This is a genomic window from Paractinoplanes lichenicola (assembly GCF_016785085.1).
Lineage (GTDB): Bacteria > Actinomycetota > Actinomycetes > Mycobacteriales > Micromonosporaceae > Actinoplanes > Actinoplanes lichenicola.
This window is the reverse complement of record NZ_JAENHO010000001.1, coordinates 56683-75534: the sequence shown is the minus strand read 5'-3', so window position 1 is coordinate 75534 and position 18852 is coordinate 56683. Positions and strand designations below refer to the sequence as shown.

Below are 18852 nucleotides of genomic sequence, written 5' to 3'. Positions count from 1 at the left end.
CTACATATTGATGAACGTGGATGTGAATTGGCAAGGTTTGTTAACGGGCAATCGTGAGATCCGAGGTCGGCAACGTCTGACAGGCCAGCCGCCACCCCTCGGCCAGCTCCCCGTCCGAGAACATGCCCCGGGTGTCGGTCTCGTACGAGCCGTCCAGCACCCGTACGCGGCAGGTCCCGCACGCGCCCTCCCCGCACGACTGCGGCAGGTCGACCTCCGCCTCGTTGGCCGCCACCAGCACCGACTCGCCGGGCCGGCAGGGAAACGAACCCCCGCCGAGGCCGATCGTGAACGAGCTGACCTGGGCGGCGAGGGCGATCGCGTGGGCCTTCTCGCGGCGGGTCTCGTTGCTGCGCTCCGACACGAACGCCTCGGTGTGCACGGCCGTGCGCGGCACGCCCAGTTCGGTCAGGGCGCCGATCAGGTCCTGCATCATCGCCGCCGGGCCGCACAGGTGCACCCGGGTCGCCGGTCCCGCGTACGGGCGAAGGGTGTTGACGTTGATCCGCCCCTGTCGTGAGGTGACCACGACCGACACCTCCAGGCCGGGCAGCCGGGATCGCAGCGCCTCGACCTCGGGCCCGAACACCACCTCGTCGTCGGTGCGGAAGCTGACCAGGAGCACGATCCGGCCGGTGTGCCCGGCTTCGGCGGCCGCGGTGAGGACGCTCATCAGCGGAGTGATCCCGATGCCACCCCCGATGAGCAGCAGGTCGCCGAGCTGACCGGACCACGTGAATTCGCCGTGCGGGCCGCTGACTCGCAAGGCCAGACCAGCTGAAAGCTCGTCGTGCAGGAAGCCGGAGCCCAGCCCGTCCGGCTCGCGCTTGACGGCGATCTCGACGAAACCGTCGCCGCCGAAGCTGCAGATCGAGTACGACCGCTCGATCGGCTCGACGGCCACCGGCACGAAGACCTTCAGGTATTGCCCCGCCTCGAACGTGAACGGCATCGTCGAGCCCTGCATCGGTGCGAGCCGGATTCGCCGTACGGTGGGGGAAAGGTCTTCGACCGAGGTCACCCGCAGGTAGCCCTGCCAGGGCGTGGGGGCCGGGTAGGACGACGACAGGACCGTCCGCCACATCCGGCCGACCTGCCGTCCCTTGAGCACCGCCCCGGCCGCCAGCAGGCCGCCCGCCAGCGCGCCGACCACGCCCGGCCCCCACACGTCCTGCCCCGCCACGAACAGGCCCTTGACCGGCGTACGGGCCGAGGCGTGGGGCGACCGCAGCCGTTGCGGGGTCGCCGCCAGCCCGTAGAACGAGCCCTTGACGCTGTGCTGGAACGTCTCGAACGACAGCGGCGTGGCCAGCTCGGCGAACGCGATGGCCGATCGGAACCCGGGCCACCGCTGGTCGAGCCGGGTGATCAGCCGCTCGGTCAGCTCGGCCTTGAGCTTGCGGTAGCTCTCCGGCCGCTCCTCGTCGTGGGTGCCGCGCCACTCGTCGACCACCCGCGGGTCGACCAGCTCGACGACCTCGACCGTGTGGAAGCGGGCGGCCGGGTTGTTCATCGAGGCGAACGACACGTACAGGGTGCCCTCGCCGGGTGGCTGGTGCCGGCCCTCGAGGTCGGGCATGAGCCAGTGGTTCTCGCCCCGCAGCCCGAACTCGGCCGGCGACTTGTGCATGCCGAGGAACAGCATGAGCGCCGACGGTTCGGCGGGCAGGCCGGCCAGGTCTTCGTCGCGGCCGATCAGCCCGTACGTGTTGCGCACGCCCGCCGCCGAGACCACGGTTCCCGTACGCACGTGGTAGCGGCGCCCGGTGGCGGTGTCCTCGACGTCGAGCCCGGTGACCCGGCCGCGCTCGACCACGATGTCGTTGACCCGCTGGCGGGGGCGCAGTTCCACCCCGTACGAGGAAAGGATCTCCAACACGATCCGGCCGAGCTCCTTGGGACCGCCGACCGGATGGGCCGTGCCCGCCATGAAGAACGTGAGCGGCACCGACGCGTGGGCGCCGAACGCGCTCGACTCCGGCGGCGTGCCGTAGAGGCCCCAGCGCGCGGCCATGATCGCTCGCAGGCGCGGGTCGCGGAAGCTGAGCTCGACCTGCTCCCGCACCGACCGGTAGGTCGCCGGGAACAGGCGCGGCAGCAGACCCGTGCCGCGCCCGCCGGGGCTCACCGTCGCGAGCACGTTGCGCGCGGCCAACCCGGTCATGGCCCGGCGCACAGTCTTGAGGAAGCCGTCGACGGCACTCGTCTCGTCCGGGAACTGCTCGGCCAGCCGCTGCCGGAGTTTTTCCTTGGTCGCGGGCACGGTGAAGTCGAAACCGGGGAAGTGCAGGGCGTCGTAGTCGTCGGGCAGCGGGTTGAGCTGCACCCGCCCGTCGGTCATGAACCCGAGGAACGGGCCGGCGTCGGCGCTCATGTAATGCAGCCCGGTGCCGAACTCGAACCGCCCGCCCCGGCTGAACTCGTGGGTCATGCCGCCGAGCGTGTAATGCTGCTCGAGAACGAGCACCCGCCGCCCGCCGAACTGCGTGATCGCGCGCGCCGCGGCCAGGCCGCCCATGCCCGAGCCGATGACGACGACGTCGGCCTCTTCCTGATCGACCATGGACCGGGACGCTAGATGCGCGCACTGAACGAACTGTGCACGAGCGCGTCCATTGTTCGTCCAGTGCGCGTGCCTACGTTCAGTCCAACTCGGACAGCAGCTGCTCGGCGCGGTGGGCGAACAGGTGGGCTTCACGCTCGACGGACAAGGCGCGGGCCCGCTCGGCCATGGCCCGCACGGCGGCGACGGGCTCACCCTGGGCCCGCAGCAGCCGGGCCCGCAGGAGCAGCAGCAGCCCCTCGGCGTAGCGCTGCCCGTGCCGGTCGAGGAACTTGCCGGCCCGGTCGAGCGCGCCGGCGGCCTCGTCGAGCCGCCCGGCCGCCAGCCACATCTCGGCCAGCAGCCCGCACCACGTGGCCAGGCCCGAGCGCGGCGGGTCGAGCAGGGCCGCGGTGATGATCTTTTCCGCCTCGGCCGCCGCCCCCGGGTCGCCAGTGGTCAGCGCGCGGCCCCAGCAGCGGGCCAGCCGCTGATAGCTGCCCAGGAAGACGAAGGAGAACTCGTGGTCCTGCGCGATGCCCCGGGCGGCCGCCCGCAGCGCCCACGCCGGGTCGCCGGCCAGCGCCCCGACCGTCACCGAGAAGGCCGACCAGACCGTGATCGCGTACGGGTCGTCGCCCGCCGCGGCCTCCAGCGCGTCGAGCTGCTCGCGGGCCTCGTCGAGGTCGCCGTGCAGCGCGGTCATCAGCCCCAGCATCACCGGCGACAACATCTGCAGGTCGTGCCGCAGCGGCGCCTGCTCGCGGGCCGCCGTCACCGCCGGATGCGACAATCGCAGCGCCCGGTACGCCTCCCCGATGTTGCCCACGTCCCACTGATGGATGCCCCAGGCGTGCCGCCCGTACGCCCGCACGATCGGATCGTCGGACCTCTCGCCCTGTTCGAGCAGCCGCAGCGCCAGCCGCCCGGCCCGATCGAGCTGGATGCCCTGCGAGTGCGCGGCCCAGCGGGAGAACAGGAAATCGGCCGCCTCGCGTTCCCGGCCCAGCTCACGGGCCAGCTGCTCGGCCCGTTCGAGCAGGTCGAGCGCCGAGCCGACATAGCCCGCGCGCATCCCGTCGACGGCGATGAACAGCGACAGCGCCGACAGCTCGAGGTCGGCCAGCCCCGCCGCCCGGGCCACCCGCGCGGCCAGCCGCAGATGCCGGGCCGCGGCCTCCAGCGCCGACTTCGCCCCGGCGCAGCGACCCGCCCGGACCAGGGCCTCGGCCGTTCGCGCCTGATCGGCCAGGGGACCGGCCGCCCACAGGTGATGGGCCAGCCGCTCCACCACGGGGTCGTCGTCGGCCACCGTACGCTCGAGGGCCTCGGCCACCCGCAGGTGCAGCCCCGGCACGCGCGGCGTCGAGGTGGTGAAGGCAACCGATTCCCGGACGAGGTCGTGGGCGAACCGGAACGAGAACGGGTCGTCGCGCCGCGGCTCGACCAGGCCCAGCGCCTCCAGCGGCTCCAGCCGGTCGAGGCAGCTCTGCACCTCCAGCCCGGCCGCCCGCGCGAGCAGGCCCAGGTCGACGTCGCGGCCGATCAGCGCGGCCATCTGCAGCAGCCCCCGCGCGTCGTCGTCCAGCCCGGCCACCCGATCCCGTACGACGTCCCGCACGGTCGACGGCACCCCGGCCCGCACGGCCGCGTCCTCGGTCAGCTCGCCCCCGTCGGCGAGGTAGCGCGACAACTCCCTGACGAAAAAGGCGTTCCCACCCGTACGGGCGTGGATGCTGCGCGCCGCGGCCGGGGTGGGGGAGCGGCCGGTCTCGCGGCGCACGAGCTCGGCCACCTCGGCCGGGCCGAACGCGCCGAGCCGGATCCGGCGGTGGCGGGGCTGCCGGCTGGCCGCGGCCAGGGTGCGGGCCACCTCGGGCCGCGGCACCGGCGCCCGGTCGCGCAGCGCCCCGACCATCGTGGTGCCGTCGGGCAGCCGGGCCGCCAGATGGCTGAACAGGTCGAGCGAGGCGACGTCGGCCCACTGCACGTCGTCGACCACCAGCACCACCGGCCGGGCCGCAGCGGCCTGCGTGACCAGCGCGACCGCCTGCTCGAAGAGCCGGAACCGGGCGCCGCTGTCGGGCAGCACCGGGGTGCCGGGCACCCCGGCCGGCGAGCCGACCAGCCGGTGCAGCTCGCCGGTCTGCCACGGCGCGCGGGCCTCGACCGGCAGCGTGTCGATCAGGGCGCCGATCACCTGCACCCACGGCCACATCGAGGGGGTGCCGTCGCCCTCCAGGCAGCTGCCCCAGACCACTGTGGCGCCCCGGCCGCGGGCCTCGGCCCCGAACTCCTCCAGCAGCCGGGTCTTGCCGACGCCGGGCTCGCCCTCCACGATCACCAGGCTGGTCGGGCCGGTCAGGGCCTGCCGCAGCACCGCCAGCTCGTCGGACCGGCCGACCAGCACCTCGGCGGGCGGCTCGGCGGCGGGCGGCGGTGGTTGCCGCAAAACGCCCTCGTGCGCGGCCCGCAGGGCCGGACCGGGGTCGATGCCCAGCTCGTCGGCCAGCCGCTCGCGGACGGCCTGGAACACCGACAGGGCCCGGGCCTGCTGACCGGTCGCCCCCAGCACGGTGACCAGGGCCGCCTGCACGTTCTCGTCGAGCGGGGCCATCGCGGCCGCCCGTTGCAGGGCCGGCAGCACCGGGCGGGGACGGCCCTGCTCGACGGCCAGCCGGGCCGCCGCCACGCAGGCCTCGAAGAACTCGCCGTCGAGCGTCTCGAAGATCGCCGTGGCGGCCGGGGTGTGGGCCAGCCCGTCGCCGGCCGGCCCGTACCAGAGGTCGAGCGCCCGGACGTAACTGTCGAGCTTCTTCTCCGCGACCAGCGTCCGGAAGGTGACCACGTCGAGCATGCCGGGGCCGGGCACGAACAGGTAGCCGTTGCCGCGGCGCTGCAGATAGGAGCCGGGGCCGCGGGCCGGCAGGTCGGGCTCGAGGATGCGGCGCAGGGCACCGACGTACTTCTGCAGGATGTTGAGCGCCGAGGCCGGGGCGTCCTCGCCCCAGATGACGTCGATCAGCTCGCTCGTGCTGACCGGGCGCCCGGCCCGCACCAGCAGCAGGGCCAGCAGGAACGCCTGCTGGCGGGGGCCCGCGTCGAGCTCGGCGCCGTCGCGCCACAGCCGCAGCGGCCCGAGCACCTGCAGGCGCAGGCCCTCGTCGCCGGGCGATGACGTCGTCACCGTGCTGCTCCCAACCACCCCGTGCCGTCCGATCAGGCACCGCGTGGCTGACATTAGAGCACCAGCACCGCCCCTGTCTTTAACGGTTCAGCACGCTGTGGATGGACGATACGGCTGCGGCACCCTCGCCCACCGCGGTGGCGACGCGCTTCGTCGAGCCCGAGCGCAGGTCGCCGACCGCGAACACCCCCGGCACGCTGGTCAGATAGGGCAGGGCGCCGTCGGTGCGGACGAACCCGGCCGCGTCCTTGTCGACACCGGTCAGCCAGCCCGAGGCGGGGTCGGCGCCGATGAAGCAGAACAGTGCCCGGCAGTCGAGCCGCTGTTTCCCGTACGCGGCCCGCTCGACCACGATGCTGTCCAGCGCATGCTCCCCGCCCAGCTCGCGAACCGTGGTCTCGGTGTGCAGCCGGATCCGCGGGTGGTGGTGGATCCGCTCGGTCAGATAGGACGACATCCCGGCCTCGAGCCGGGGGCCCCGGATGATCAGATCCACGGTGGCGTCGTGCCCGGCCAGCGACAGCGCGGCCTGTCCGGCCGAGTTCGCCCCGCCGACCACGGCCACCGGCTGGGCCGCGCAGGCCCGCACGTCGAGCTCGGTCGCCGCGTACCGGATGCCGCCGGACCGCTCGAACTCGGCCCAGCGCGCGAGGTCGAGCCGCCGGTAGTGCGCGCCGGTGGCCGCGAGGACGGCCCGTGCCTCGATCCTCGTGCCGTCCGCCAGCAGCACGGCTCTTTTATGTAGGCCCTCGACCGGGCATGGCGCGTGGATGCGGACGCCGAACTTGAGCGCCTGGGCCATGGCCAGCCGGGTCAGGTGCTCGCCGCTGATCCCCTGCGGGAAGCCCAGGTAGTTCTCGATCCGCGCGCTCTTCGCGGCCTGCCCGCCCAGCCCGCTACGGTCGAGCAGCACGGTCGACAGGCCCTCGGACGCGGCGTAGACGGCGGCGGCCAGCCCGGCCGGGCCCGCACCCACCACGACCAGGTCGGGCGGGTCGCCGCCGGGGCGATAGGTCAGGCCCAGCGCCTCGGCCACGCTGCCCGGCGTGGCGCGGCGGATCGTCCGGCCGTTGACGATCGCCACGGGCAGGTCGTCGCCGGTCGCGTCGCGCCAGGTGTGCGGCAGCAGCAGCTGGTTGACGTACGTGCGGAGGGTCAGCGACTCCACGGCGTCCGGGCGGCCGGCCAGCTCCAGGGCGCCGCCCGCCACCGTACGGATGAAGTCGCGCCGCACGCGGAACGCCTCGATCAGCACATCGCCGAGGTCGGCGTGCTCGGCGATGACCCGGCGCAGCGCCGCGGCTCCGATCCGGACGATCGTGCCACTTTTGATCACGCGGGCCGTCAGGTAGACGTGCTGGCCGGTGAGCAGGCTGAGCTCGCCCAGGAAATCGCCCGGCCCGGCCCGATAGACCAGCCGCTCGGGCTCGGCCACGGTGGCGTCCCGCACGATGTCGACCGCGGCCGTGCCGAGCAGGAAGAAGTCGTACGCGTTGTCGCCGGCCTCGTAAAGGTGCCGGCCGGCTTCGACGTGCTCGCTCTCCCCGTACGCGGCCAGCCGCCCGAACTGCTCGTCGCCCAGCCCCGGCCCCGCCTCCTGACTCATGCCCCGAGGCTGCCGGACGCCACTGAACACCGACTGAACACTTGTGCCCGCTGCGAGACTCTTGGTGTGGACACCGACTGGCAATGCCTCCCGGTCGCGGCGGACGACTCTCTCGTCGCGCTGCTGCACGATGCCGAGGAGGACGACGAGCGGATCCGGGCCGCGCTGCGGGACCCCGCCTGCCAGGGCTACCTCGCGCGGGAGGGCGACGAACCGGTCGGCGCGGCCGTGATGCGCTGGACGGACCCGCCCGAGCTGCTCTATCTCGCCGTCGCCGCGACCGCCCGCCGCCAGGGCCACGGCCGCCGGATCGTGGCCGCGCTGCAGGCGGAACTGCCCCGGCACGGCACCACGATGCTGGTCGGCACGGCCAACTGCGCCCTCGACAACATCGCCTTCTACCAGCGCTGCGGCTTCCGGATGCACTCGGTGAAGCGTGACTACTTCGACTACATCGACCCGCCGCTGACCGAGAACGGCATCCCCATGCTCGACATGATCGTGTTCTCCTACACCTCATGAGCGTGTTCTGCGACGTCGAGCTGGCTGCCCGCCTCGAACGCCTCGAGGCCGGCCTCATCGCCCGGGCCGGCGAGGCCGCCCGCCGCCGCGGCGCCGGCCCGCACGGGTTCACCCGGCCCCTGGCCGGCGGGGTGGCCGGCTTCGCCGACGTGGACTCGCCCCTGAACAAAGTGGCCGGTCTCGGCTTCGCCGGCGTTCCGGCCGCCGCCGAGCTCGACGCGATCGAGGGCGCCTTCGCGGCCTGCGGCAGCCCGGTCCAGGCGGAGGTCGCCACCCTCGCCGACCCGGCCATCGGCGACCTGCTGACCGGGCGCGGCTATCGGCTCGTGTCGTTCGAGAACGTGCTCGGCTGCCGGCCGGCTCCGGTGCCCCCGGCGGCGTCCGACGTCGAGGTCCGGCCCGTCACCGCGGACGAACTGGGCATGTGGTTCGACCTCGTCGTCGACGCGTTCGCCGTGGCCGACACCCAGGGCGTGGCCTCGCACGAGGAGTTCCCCCGCGAAGCAGTGGTCAACGCCATGCGCGACATGGCCGCGGCCGGCCTGCGCCACTACCTCGCCCTGCGCAACGGCGTCCCGGCCGGTGGCGCCAGCATGCACGTGGTCGACGGCGTGGCCCAGCTGACCGGCGCGGCCACCGTCCCCGCCCACCGTCGCCACGGCGTCCAGTCGGCGCTGCTCGCCACCCGCCTGACGGCCGCGGCCGCCGAGGGCTGCGACATCGCCGTAGTCACGACCCAACCCGGCTCGAAGTCCCACCAGAACGCCCAACGAAACGGCTTCGACCTGCTCTACGCCCGGGCCATCCTGGTCAAGCCTCTGCCAGACTCCTGACGTGGACGAAGCACAGGTGCCCGAGCCCCCGGAGCTGCACCAGGCGGTGAGTTTCGGGCTGCCACTGGACGCGTTCGACAACCTGATCCGAGCCGCCGCCGACATCGACGCGCTGTGGTGGGGGCGTACGGCGTTGTTCGAAGCGGTGATGACCCGTGACCATCCGGCCGCGCTGAGGCTGGTCGCCGCCGGTGCCGACCCGTGGCGGCCGCAGATGAACGGCTGGTCGCCCGGGCGGCTCAACCTGGCCGGTCCGGAACCCGGCCTGTTCGGCCCCGTGCCGGCGGGCGTCGGGCTGACCGAGCAGGAACGGGAAGCCGTGCGGCGCAGCGGGCGCCTGATCGGAACCCTGGCCGACCTCGAGTTCGACGGCATGAGTATCGCGTGCGTCGCGGAGATCGACGCCGCGGAGGCGATCCGGCGGCTGGGCGGCCGGCCCTTCGAGGACGACGACTTCGACCGCACCGTCGGCGTCACCGACGTGGCCGGGGGCTGCGTGGTCGCGCAGCGGGCCGGCTACACCGCCGCCGCGCCCGGGGTGCTGGCGCTGCTCACCGCGGGCACCAGGGGCTACGGCATGTATGCCAACCCGAAGAGCGGCAACCAGGGCGACAGCTTCCGCGACGGCGTCATGCTGGGCTCAGACCTGCACCCGGGCGGCGGCCAGGCCGCACCCGACGACCCGGCGGACGAGGTGCTGCGGATCTACCTGTACGCCCATCAGGCGCTCGCCTACTGCTGCGACGCGGCCGGGGTGGAACCGTCGGACGCGCGCGCTTTCACCGGCCCGCCCGACGCGATGGTGCGGATCGCCGACATCGAGCTCTGGCCTCTCTAGACCCCCAGCGCGGCTGCCAGTCGCGGCCCGATCGCTGCCGCCGCGCCTTGTCCGGGGAACCAGCTGCGGGCTAGGCCGGATCGCGCCCAGGCCGAGCCGGTCGGTGATCTTTACACGCGGGCCGTCCTCGCGTCGCCCCTCGGCCGTGTCAATGCGCCGGCGCGGCGTTCTCGTTCAGTTCGATGGTGCCGGATCGGAAGGTGGCGGCGGTGACGACTGCTCCGACGACGAAGACGCCGATGGCAACCCAGAACACAGTGTGGTAACTCGAGAGTGCAGCGAGCGCCTGCGCCTTTTGGCCGGGCTGGTCGCCGCGGTCGGAGAGGTATCGGTCGGTCGCCGTTGCGCTGACGTAGGTGAACAGCGCCAGGCCGATCGCGCCTCCCACCTGCTGCATCGTGTTGACCAAGGCGGATGCGACACCTGAGTTGGAGCGGGCGACGCCCGCCGTAGCGACGTTCTGAGCAGATCCGAAGATGAGTCCCGTGCCGAACCCGGCGAGGAGGACGGCGGGAAGCACTCCGGTCACGTACCCGGTGTCGAGGTCGATGCGGGTGAGCAACAGCAAGGCCGCAGCACTGGACAGGCAGCCCGCGGGGATGATCGGGCGCGGGCCGAAGCGGGGCAGCAGCGCTGATCCGGAGACTCCGGCCCCGATGATCAACGCTCCGGCGAAGGGCAGGAAAGCGAAGCCGGCAGCTGTGGCCGAGAAGCCAAGGGCTTGCTGAAGGAAGTACGACAAGTAGAGGAAGATCGCGAACGAGCCGACACCCGAGATGGCGATGCTCAAGTAGGCCGCGCCGCGGTTGCGATCCAGGATCACCGCAAGCGGCATGAGGGGGTGCTCGGTACGCATCTCCCGTGCCAAGAACGCCACGATGAGCAGGACTCCTCCGAGTACCGGCAGCCAGGTCACCGGTGCCCCCCATCCGTCCTTGGCGGAGTTGCTCAGGCCGAAGACGATGCCCCCGAGTCCTCCGGCGATGAGCGCGGCGCCGGGGAGGTCGATCGACCTGGACGATGCGTCTCTCGACACTCCCTCGCGATCCCGGACGAACACGAGCGTGCCCAGGATGGCCACGGCCGCGATGGCGACGTTGATGTACAGGCACCAACGCCAGGAAAGATGGTCGGTGAGCACGCCGCCCGCGGTCAGCCCGATCGCTCCGCCCATCCCGGAGACGGCGCCGAAGACCGCGAACGCCTTGCCACGCTCCGACGGGTTGCCGGCGAACGTCACCGAGACCAAGGACAACGCCGCGGGTGCCAACGCGGCTGCGAACAGGCCCTGACTGATTCGAGCAGCTAGAAGCACCTCGAAGCTGCCGGCCGCGCCACCGATGGCAGAGGACACGGCGAAGCCGACCAGGCCGATGTAAAGAAGTCGCAGCCGGCCGAAGCGATCGGCCAAGCGGCCGCCGAACAGCAGGAGGCTGCCGTAGGTGAGGGCATACCCGGTGACGAGCCACTCGCGGTTGTCCAGGTTGAACCCCAGGTCGTTCTGGGCGCTCGGAAGCGCGATGTTGATGATCGTCCCGTCGAGAACGTCCATCAGCTGAACGAGACTCAGCACCAGCAGAGCCACCCAGCGGTTCTTATCTGCCGTACGGCTGCCTGGTGGGCTCAGGTCGGGGTCGGTCGCGGCTTCGCCACTCATCTCACACACTCCGGGCTCGGATTGCTGTCCTCCGAATCATTACACTCAGTGTAAGAATTTTCCTACACTGAATGTAAGATGACGCATGCATCACAGAAAGCGATCGACGAGGGTGACGACTGAACAATGACCGGTGACGAGCAACGCCCTGCCGGGGTTCGCGAGCGCAAGCGCCAGGCGCTACGACGCAGGCTTTCCGATACGGCTACGGCGATGTTCCTGGCCGACGGGTTCGATGCGGTTCGAGTGTCGGACATCGCCGAAGCATGCGGAGTGTCGACCAAGACCGTCTGGAACCACTTCCCGACGAAGGAATCGCTCATCCTCGACAGGGGCGAGCGGCTTGCCACCGACCTTGCCAGGGCAGCGGATGGCCCGCCGGAGCCGACGGGAGGAATGCACGTCCTCGACGTCGTCGTGTCGTGCATCAAGAGTGAGCTCGCATTGCTTGACGAGGAACCGGTCGCAGCCGGCCGCGACAGCGAGGTCATCGGGTCGGTCCGCGCGTTCGCGCTGCTCGTAGGTGCGAACCCCGGCCTCCGTGCCGCTACTGCCGAGCGCCAGGAATTCCTCACGAACTCAGCGATGAGGGCGGTCGCGCACCAGGCTCGCCTACCCGTCGACGCGCCCCAGGTCCACATCCTCGCCGGGGCACTGATCAGCCTCTGGCGGCTTCATTTGAGCGGGCTCCTGAGGTTGGGCGACGGCATCCGGACAACGCACGACATCCGCGAGAACGTCCTCCAAGACCTCGAGGTCGGCCAGGCCCTCGTTCGCAGCCTCTTTCGGGAAACTGCGAACGCTGAAACGACGGCGCCCGACTCACACCCGTAGATCGCCGACATTGAATACTCACCTGGCAGTGGGCTACTGCTCCACCCCCAGTGCGGCCGCCAGTTGCGGGCCGATCGCGGCCGCCGCGCCCTGCCCGGGCATCCAGCTGCAGGCAATCCCCACGGACGCCACCCGTCCCGTGCCGACCAGCAGCCGGAGCGCGTCGGCGACCTCCGGGGCGGACGGGCCGCCCGGGGTCGGGAAGCGCAGGCCCGGCACGTCGGCCGGCTCGATGACGTCCATGTCGACGTGGACGTAGAGCGGCCCGTCCGGCAGCCCGGCGGCGGTGAGGTCGGCGACCTCGCACCGGCGGATTTGGGCGCCGCTCAAGTAGTCGGCCTCGGCCGGGTCGAGGTCGCGCGCGCCGGTCAGCACCATCCGTCGTTCCGGGATTGGGCGCAGGCCCAGCCGGTCGGCGATCAGCTCCGGGCGGTGGCCGGTCAGCATGCGCAGCGACATGCCCGCCAGGTAGCCCGAGGTGGTCGTCTCCGGCGTCTGCACGTCGCCGTGGGCGTCGAACCACACGACGCTCGGATCCGCGCCCGCGCGCTGCAGGCCCGCCACGGTGCCCAGCGCGGTGAGGCAGTCCCCCGTCACGACCACCACCGGGGAGTTGCCGTCGCCTGCCGCGGCCACCGCGTCGGCGACCGCCGAATACAGCGGCGCGAGCCGTGCCCACAGGTCACCGGCGGCCGGCTCCGCGGTCACCGTCTTGTCGGGCCGCAGCGCGAAGTCCAGGTCGGGCAGGTGTTCGTCGAGATGATAGGGAACGCCGATCACTGACATGCCCCACACCGTAGGCGGTTTTCAGGTGGGATTCAGCGTGGGCGGGGGAGGATGGCGGACCGGGGTCTTACGGAGGTGGGCTGATGCGGGTTCTGGTCGTGGACGACGAGCAGCGGCTGGCCCGGTCGTTGCGGCTCGGGCTCGAGGCCGAGGGGTTCGCCGTCGACGTGGCCCACAACGGGGTGGACGGGCTGTGGCTGGCGCGCGAGAACAAGTACGACGCGATCGTGCTCGACCTCATGCTGCCGGGGCTCAACGGCTATCAGGTCTGCGCGACGCTGCGGCAGGAGGAGGACTGGACGCCGATCCTCATGCTCACGGCCAAGGACGGCGAATGGGATCAGGTGGAGGGCCTCGACACCGGAGCCGACGACTACCTGACCAAGCCGTGCTCGTTCCCGGTGCTGGTGGCGCGGCTGCGGGCGGTGAGCCGGCGTGGTGCCCGGGAACGGCCGACCGAGCTGCTCGTGGGCGACCTGCGGCTCGACCCGGCGGCCCGGCGAGTGTGGCGCGGCGGGGCCGAGGTGGAGCTGACCACGCGCGAGTTCTCGATGCTGTTCTTCCTGGCCCGGCATCCGGGGGACGTGCTCTCCAAGCGGCGGATCCTGGACGGGGTGTGGGACGGCGACTTCGAGGGCGACCCCAACATCGTCGAGGTCTACATCGGGCACCTGCGCAACAAGATCGGACGTACGGCGATCGAAACGGTGCGCGGCGCGGGCTATCGGCTGGCGCGTGACGGTGGCTGACGTCCGGCTGCGTACGACCGCGGCCGCCGTACTCGTCGTGGCGGTGGCGTTGATTCTCGGCGCGGTCGCCCTCGTCGTGCTGATGCGCGGGTCGTTGCGCGACGGCGTGGAGGCAACCGCGGAGCAGCGCGCGGCCGAGCTTCTGCAGCAGGCGGAATCCGTACGGGCACCCGAGGGCGACGACGTCGACGACGACGTCCGCTGGCAGGTGACCGCCCCGGACGGCACGGTCGTCGCCTCCGCGGGACCCCTGCCCGGCACCGAGGGCGAGGCGGACCTGCCCGGCGGCGAGCACCCCTATCTCGTGGTCACGGACGACGGCGACGGTTATCGGGTCTCGGTCGCGGTCTCGCTGGAGGACGTCGACGAATCCACCGAGGCGCTGCTGACCCCGCTGCTGATCGGCGTGCCCCTGCTCGTGCTGTTGGTGGGGGCCACGACCTGGGTGGTGGCGTCGCGGGCGCTGGCTCCCGTCGAACGGATCCGCCGCGAGGTCGAGGCGATCACCGGCGACCGGCTCGACCGCCGCGTGCCGGAACCGGAGTCGCGCGACGAGATCGGCCGGCTGGCCCGCACCATGAACCGCATGCTGGGCCGGTTGCAGGAATCCCGTGACCGTCAGCGCGAATTCGTGGCCGACGCCTCCCACGAGCTGCGCTCCCCGGTCGCGAGCATCCGCCAGGTGGCCGAGGTCGCGCAGACCCACCCGACCGCCCTGCCCGACGGCGAACTGGCCGCCACCGTGCTCGAGGAGTCGGCCCGCCTGCAACGCCTGGTCGACCAGCTGCTCCTGCTCACCCGAGCCGACGACGGCGGTGCCCGTCGCGCCTTCCACGACGTCGACCTCGACGACCTGGCCCTTTCAGAGGCAAAACGCGTCTCCCGTACGGGCTTGAGGGTCGACACGGCCGGCGTCGGCGCGGGCCGGATCCGGGGCGACGAGGTCGCGCTGGCCCAGGTGATCCGCAACCTGACCGACAACGCCGCCCGCCACGCCGTCGCCACGATGGCGATCGCCGTTCGCTCGGGTCCCGAAGCCGTCGAGCTCACAGTCGACGACGACGGCCCCGGCATCCCGCCCGACCAGCGCGAACGCGTCTTCGACCGCTTCGTGCGCCTGGACGAGTCCCGCGCCCGCGACGACGGGGGGAGCGGGCTGGGCCTGGCGATCGTCCGCGAGATCGTGACCGCGCACGGCGGGACCGTTGCCGTGTCACCGTCGGCCCTGGGTGGCGCCTGTTTTGTCGTTCGGTTTCCGCGTTCAGGTTGGCTTCAGGCACCGGCGCGCATGGTGGTCGAGTAATCAACGCGACCAGGAAGGCCGACAAGCTCATGAACACCGCCAAGCTTCGCAGCAAGCGCGTCATCGTCACCACCGCGGCCGTCGCCGCTCTCGCCGTCGGTGGCGGGGTGTGGGCCACCGCCGCGAACGCCGACGCCGACGTGAGCGGCGCCGACCGCGACCGGGTGGGCAACGCCGCGGTCCAGGCCGTGGGTGGCGGCACCGTCGTCGACGTGGAGAGCAGCGACGACCAGGGTGAGGCGTACGAGGCCGAGGTCCGCAAGCCCGACGGCAGCGAGGTCGACGTCGTGCTCGACAAGGACCTGAAGGTGCTCAGCCAGCAGGCCGACACCCCCGACACCGACACCGCCGGCCCTGCCCTGACCGACGCCCAGCGGACCTCGGCCGAGAAGGCCGTGCTGGACGCCTTCCCGGGCGGGACGATCCTCGATGTCGAGGCGAGCGATGACCAGGGTGTCGCCTACGAGGCCGAGGTCCGCGACTCCGCGAACAAGGAGTGGGACGTCGAGCTTGACACGGCCTTCAAGGTGCTGACCAAGAACCAGGACGACTAACCGAACACCTGCTCGGCGAAGCGGCGCCCGATCAGCTGGTGGGTCTCCGCGTCGGGGTGTAGCTGGTCGGGCAGGGGCAGCTTCTCGTGGTCGGGCTCGCCGTACAGGGAGAGGCCGTCCAGGTAGGTCAGGTGCGGGTCGGTCTGGGCGCGTTCGGCGACGATGCGGGCGAGCTCGGCCCGGATGACGGTGAGCGTGAGCTTGCCCGGGCCCGGTTCGCCCGTGGCCACGAAGCGCATCCGGCCCTCGCGCAGCGCGGCCACGTCGAAAGCGCCGGGGCCGGGCGTGTTCTCGTGGATCGGGCAGTAGATCGGCGAGACGACCAGCAGCGGCGTGTCGGGGTGGCCGTCGCGGATCGTGTCGAGGAAGCCGTGCACGGCCGGGCCGAACGCGCGCTGGCGCATCAGGTCGGCGTTGACGACGTTGATCCCGAGTTTGACGCTGATGAAGTCGGCCGGCGTGTCCCGCATCGTGCGGGCGGTGAACGGGTCGATCAGGGCGCTGCCGCCGAAGCCCAGGTTGGTCAGCTCGACACCGCCGAGCGCGGCCGCGACTGCGGGCCACGTGGTGCTCGGGCTGGCGGCGTTGGAGCCCTGGCTGATCGAGCTGCCATGGTGCAGCCACTGCCGCAGCCCGGACGGCGGCGCGGGCGTGATCGGGGCGTCGGTGCGGAGCGCGACGAGCTCGGTGCGTTCGTAGTGCGGCAGCCAGATCTCGACGGTCTTGTCGGCGCCGGGCAGGCCGGTGAAGACGGCGCGGCCGGGCTCGCCGGGGACGGTGTCGACGGCTCCGGTGGCCATGTCGACGGTGACTGTGGTGCCGCCGGCGATCGTCTGGCGGTCGGTCAGGACGCCGTCGACGAGCAGGTCGCACACACCGAGCGGCCGCTCCGGCACGCCACGCAGGATCTGGCGGGTGGGCAGGGCGACCAGCTCGACGTGGGTGGCCGAGGTGCGGAACACCACCCGTACGCCGGAAGGTTGTGCCTCGACCGTCGCGAGCTGGGGGTCGGCGGACTGGGCCCGCGCCCACGCCGGAAGCCGGTGCGGCAGCAGCCCGTGGGCCGTGGGCTCGAGCTCGGCGGCGCCTCGGATCAGCTCGGCGGTCAGGGGAGTGGTGGTCAGGTCGGTCATCGGACTCATCCTTCGTGGGGCCAGTGGCGCAGCAGGGTGTCGAGCGCGTCGAGGATGCGCTCCCACGACTGCTGCGGGCCGGGCGTGCTGTGGTCGAACCCACCACCCGATTCCTGGGTGATGTAGCCGTGGAAAGTGCTGCCGATCAGCCGTACGGCGTGGGTCTGCTCGGTCTCGGGAAGGGCGTAACCGCGCAGGATCGCGCGGATCATCTCGGCGTGGCGCGGACCGGCACTCGCCATGGCGGTCGCGTGGTCGAGCCGCTGCTGGGCCGCCGCGTAGCGACCGGGATGCTGCCGGGCGTAGTCGCGATACGTCGTGCCCAGCGCGACCAGCGCGTCTTTGCCCGCGCGGCCGGCCAGCGCGGCGGCGGCCCGGTCGGCCATCTCGGCCAGCGCCAGCAGGGTGATGCGGGTGCGCAGGTCTTCGGCGTTGCGGACATGCGCGTACAGGCTGGCCACTTGCACGCCGACCCGGCGCGCGACCGCCGACGGCGTGACCTGGGCGAACCCCGCCTCGTCGGCCAGCTCGGCCCCGGCCAGGGTCACCCGCTCGGCCGTCAGGCCCATCCGTGCCATCGCAACCCCTCCCTAAGGTATTCAGGCTACAACCTAAAGGCATTAGGAAACAAGCGCCGAGGGGGACGGAAGCGGGCCGGGGGTGGGGCGGGGGCAACACGGACGGGTTAATTGCTCTGCGGCAAATGGCATGCTGCATACTTCCCGTCTCACGACCCCGGGAAAGCCCACCGACAGGACGGCCTCACAGTGGACACTCTGCGCGTCAAGTCCTGGACGATGCGCCGCCGCGTGCTCATGCTGTTCACGGTGGCGGGGCTGCTGCTGGCCGGCATCGGCGTGTTCGCCGCGATCACCGCCGTCGACAGCAACAAGAATCTCGACGTGCTGCTGGAGAAGACCGGCCCCATGCGCGTCGCCGGCCAGGAGCTCTACTCGGCCTATCTCGACCAGGAGACCGGCGTACGGGGTTACGCGCTGAGCCGGGCGCAGAAGAACCTCCAGCCGTACGAGCAGGGGGTGGCCGCCGAGAAGCAGTTGCTCGCCCGCATCGACGAGCTCAACGCCACCGGCGGGCGGGCCGACATCAGCGCCGACCTGGAGCGGGTGCGGCAGCTGGCCGAGCAGTGGCGCGCCGACGTGGCCGAGCCGGTGATCGCGGCCGGCACGATCGACGAGGCCGCCAACGACACGCGGTTCAACGCCCTGCGCGCGGGCGTGGACACGCTGCAGGCCGACATCCTGGCCCTGCGCGACGAGGCGGCGAGCGCGGCCCGGCGTACGTCGTCGGTGCTGGTCGGGCTGGAGATCGCGGCCGCCGTGATCCTGGTCGTGGTCGGCGGGCTCATGCTGTGGCTGCTGGACCGGCTGGTCAGCCGTCCGATCGCCGAGCTGGCCGGGCAGGTGCGGCGGGTGGCCGGGGGCGACTACGAGCGCCGGATCGTCTCGGCCGGCTCGCCCGAGCTGACCAGCCTGGCCGGCGACGTCGACGGCATGCGGCGGCGCATCGCCTCCGAGCTGACCGAGGTGCGCGAGGCCCGTACGCAGGTGGAGTCGGCCAATCAGCAGCTCGAGCTCAAAGCCGAGGAGCTGAGCCGGTCGAACCGCGACCTCGAGCAGTTCGCCTACGTCGCCTCGCACGACCTGCAGGAGCCGCTGCGCAAGGTGGCCAGCTTCTGCCAGTTACTACAGCGCCGGTACGCGGGACAGCTCGACGAGCGCGCGGATCAGTACATCGCGTTCGCGGTCGACGGCGCCCAGCGGATGCAGCGGCTGATCAACGACCTGCTCGCGTTCTCCCGCGTCGGGCGGCTCACGTCGGAGTTCACGCCGGTGCCTCTGGACCGGGTGCTGACCGAGGTGAAGTCGCAGCTCGAGCCGCGGGCCGGCGAGGATGCCGAGATCAGCTGGTCCGGGCTGCCGACGGTCGAGGGCGAGGAGCCGCTGCTGACGACCCTGTTCGTCAACCTGATCGGCAACTCGCTCAAGTTCCGCCGGCCCGACGTGCCGCCCGTGGTCCGGGTCAGCGCCGAGCGCGACGGCGACGAGTGGCGGATCAACGTGCGGGACAACGGTATCGGCATCGAGAAGGAGTTCGCCGACAAGGTTTTCGTCATCTTCCAGCGGCTGCACCCGCGCGAGGCCTACGACGGCACGGGCATCGGCCTCTCGATCGGCAAAAAGATCGTCGAATACCACGGCGGCCGCATCTGGCTCGACCTCGACGTCGAGGAGGGCACGTCGATCTGGTTCACGATGCCCGCCCCGGCCTGACCGGAAGCGCTCGTCAG

General features: G+C 71.9%; 15 protein-coding genes. 8 read left to right on the top strand and 7 right to left on the bottom strand.

What is annotated here, in order from left to right; genetic code table 11:
- Nucleotides 1–40: 40 nt before the first annotated feature.
- From JKJ07_RS00345 to JKJ07_RS00335, 3 genes are all read right to left on the bottom strand, one after another.
- Complete coding sequence (locus JKJ07_RS00345) at nucleotides 41–2563, bottom strand: 2Fe-2S iron-sulfur cluster-binding protein (RefSeq protein WP_202989112.1); 2523 nt, start codon at nucleotides 2561–2563, stop codon at nucleotides 41–43.
- A 79-nt stretch (nucleotides 2564–2642) separates the two neighbouring features.
- On the bottom strand, nucleotides 2643–5729 hold the full coding sequence (locus JKJ07_RS00340) for an ATP-binding protein (RefSeq protein WP_307834071.1): 3087 nt from the start codon (nucleotides 5727–5729) through the stop codon (nucleotides 2643–2645).
- 79 nt (nucleotides 5730–5808) lie between these two features.
- A complete protein-coding gene (locus JKJ07_RS00335; protein ID WP_202989110.1) occupies nucleotides 5809–7335 on the bottom strand; it encodes an FAD-dependent oxidoreductase in 1527 nt (508 codons plus the stop codon).
- A 66-nt stretch (nucleotides 7336–7401) separates the two neighbouring features.
- On the opposite strand from JKJ07_RS00335, the gene JKJ07_RS00330 reads away from it, so the two are divergent.
- From JKJ07_RS00330 to JKJ07_RS00320, 3 genes are read left to right on the top strand one after another with little or no spacing between them, the layout of a single operon-like run.
- On the top strand, nucleotides 7402–7857 hold the full coding sequence (locus JKJ07_RS00330) for a GNAT family N-acetyltransferase (RefSeq protein ID WP_202989109.1): 456 nt from the start codon (nucleotides 7402–7404) through the stop codon (nucleotides 7855–7857).
- Nucleotides 7854–8690: a GNAT family N-acetyltransferase gene (locus JKJ07_RS00325; protein ID WP_202989108.1), complete on the top strand. Its 837-nt coding sequence runs from the start codon at nucleotides 7854–7856 to the stop codon at nucleotides 8688–8690. Before JKJ07_RS00330 ends, JKJ07_RS00325 begins: the two co-directional genes overlap by 4 nt.
- Nucleotide 8691: 1 nt before the next feature.
- On the top strand, nucleotides 8692–9528 hold the full coding sequence (locus tag JKJ07_RS00320; RefSeq protein ID WP_202989107.1) for an ankyrin repeat domain-containing protein: 837 nt from the start codon (nucleotides 8692–8694) through the stop codon (nucleotides 9526–9528).
- A gap of 148 nt (nucleotides 9529–9676) precedes the next feature.
- On the opposite strand, the gene JKJ07_RS00315 is transcribed toward JKJ07_RS00320, so the two are convergent.
- The gene (locus tag JKJ07_RS00315) at nucleotides 9677–11113 is read right to left on the bottom strand and encodes an MFS transporter (RefSeq protein ID WP_202989106.1); all 1437 of its coding nucleotides are present in this window, start codon (nucleotides 11111–11113) and stop codon (nucleotides 9677–9679) included.
- A gap of 198 nt (nucleotides 11114–11311) precedes the next feature.
- Here JKJ07_RS00315 and JKJ07_RS00310 point away from each other — a divergent pair, with 198 nt between their 5' ends.
- On the top strand, nucleotides 11312–12019 hold the full coding sequence (locus tag JKJ07_RS00310) for a TetR/AcrR family transcriptional regulator (RefSeq protein ID WP_202989105.1): 708 nt from the start codon (nucleotides 11312–11314) through the stop codon (nucleotides 12017–12019).
- 33 nt (nucleotides 12020–12052) lie between these two features.
- Here the strand turns inward: JKJ07_RS00310 and JKJ07_RS00305 are convergent, their stop codons facing one another.
- Nucleotides 12053–12805: an arginase family protein gene (locus JKJ07_RS00305; protein ID WP_202989104.1), complete on the bottom strand. Its 753-nt coding sequence runs from the start codon at nucleotides 12803–12805 to the stop codon at nucleotides 12053–12055.
- Between the two features lie 83 nt (nucleotides 12806–12888).
- On the opposite strand from JKJ07_RS00305, the gene JKJ07_RS00300 reads away from it, so the two are divergent.
- The 3 genes from JKJ07_RS00300 to JKJ07_RS00290 are packed head-to-tail and all read left to right on the top strand — an operon-like array spanning nucleotide 12889 to nucleotide 15411.
- A complete protein-coding gene (locus JKJ07_RS00300; protein ID WP_202989103.1) occupies nucleotides 12889–13554 on the top strand; it encodes a response regulator transcription factor in 666 nt (221 codons plus the stop codon).
- On the top strand, nucleotides 13541–14857 hold the full coding sequence (locus JKJ07_RS00295) for a sensor histidine kinase (protein ID WP_202989102.1): 1317 nt from the start codon (nucleotides 13541–13543) through the stop codon (nucleotides 14855–14857). The genes JKJ07_RS00300 and JKJ07_RS00295 overlap by 14 nt, the downstream gene beginning before the upstream one ends.
- 29 nt (nucleotides 14858–14886) lie before the next feature.
- Complete coding sequence (locus tag JKJ07_RS00290) at nucleotides 14887–15411, top strand: PepSY domain-containing protein (protein WP_202989101.1); 525 nt, start codon at nucleotides 14887–14889, stop codon at nucleotides 15409–15411.
- Here the strand turns inward: JKJ07_RS00290 and JKJ07_RS00285 are convergent.
- Both JKJ07_RS00285 and JKJ07_RS00280 read right to left on the bottom strand, forming a co-directional pair.
- Complete coding sequence (locus JKJ07_RS00285; protein WP_236028138.1) at nucleotides 15408–16544, bottom strand: GDSL-type esterase/lipase family protein; 1137 nt, start codon at nucleotides 16542–16544, stop codon at nucleotides 15408–15410. The genes JKJ07_RS00290 and JKJ07_RS00285 overlap by 4 nt on opposite strands.
- Before the next feature lie 5 nt (nucleotides 16545–16549).
- Entirely contained in the window at nucleotides 16550–17122 is a 573-nt protein-coding gene (locus JKJ07_RS00280) for a TetR/AcrR family transcriptional regulator (protein ID WP_202989099.1), read from the bottom strand.
- Between the two features lie 219 nt (nucleotides 17123–17341).
- On the opposite strand from JKJ07_RS00280, the gene JKJ07_RS00275 reads away from it, so the two are divergent.
- Complete coding sequence (locus JKJ07_RS00275; RefSeq protein WP_202989919.1) at nucleotides 17342–18835, top strand: sensor histidine kinase; 1494 nt, start codon at nucleotides 17342–17344, stop codon at nucleotides 18833–18835.
- Nucleotides 18836–18852: the final 17 nt, after the last annotated feature.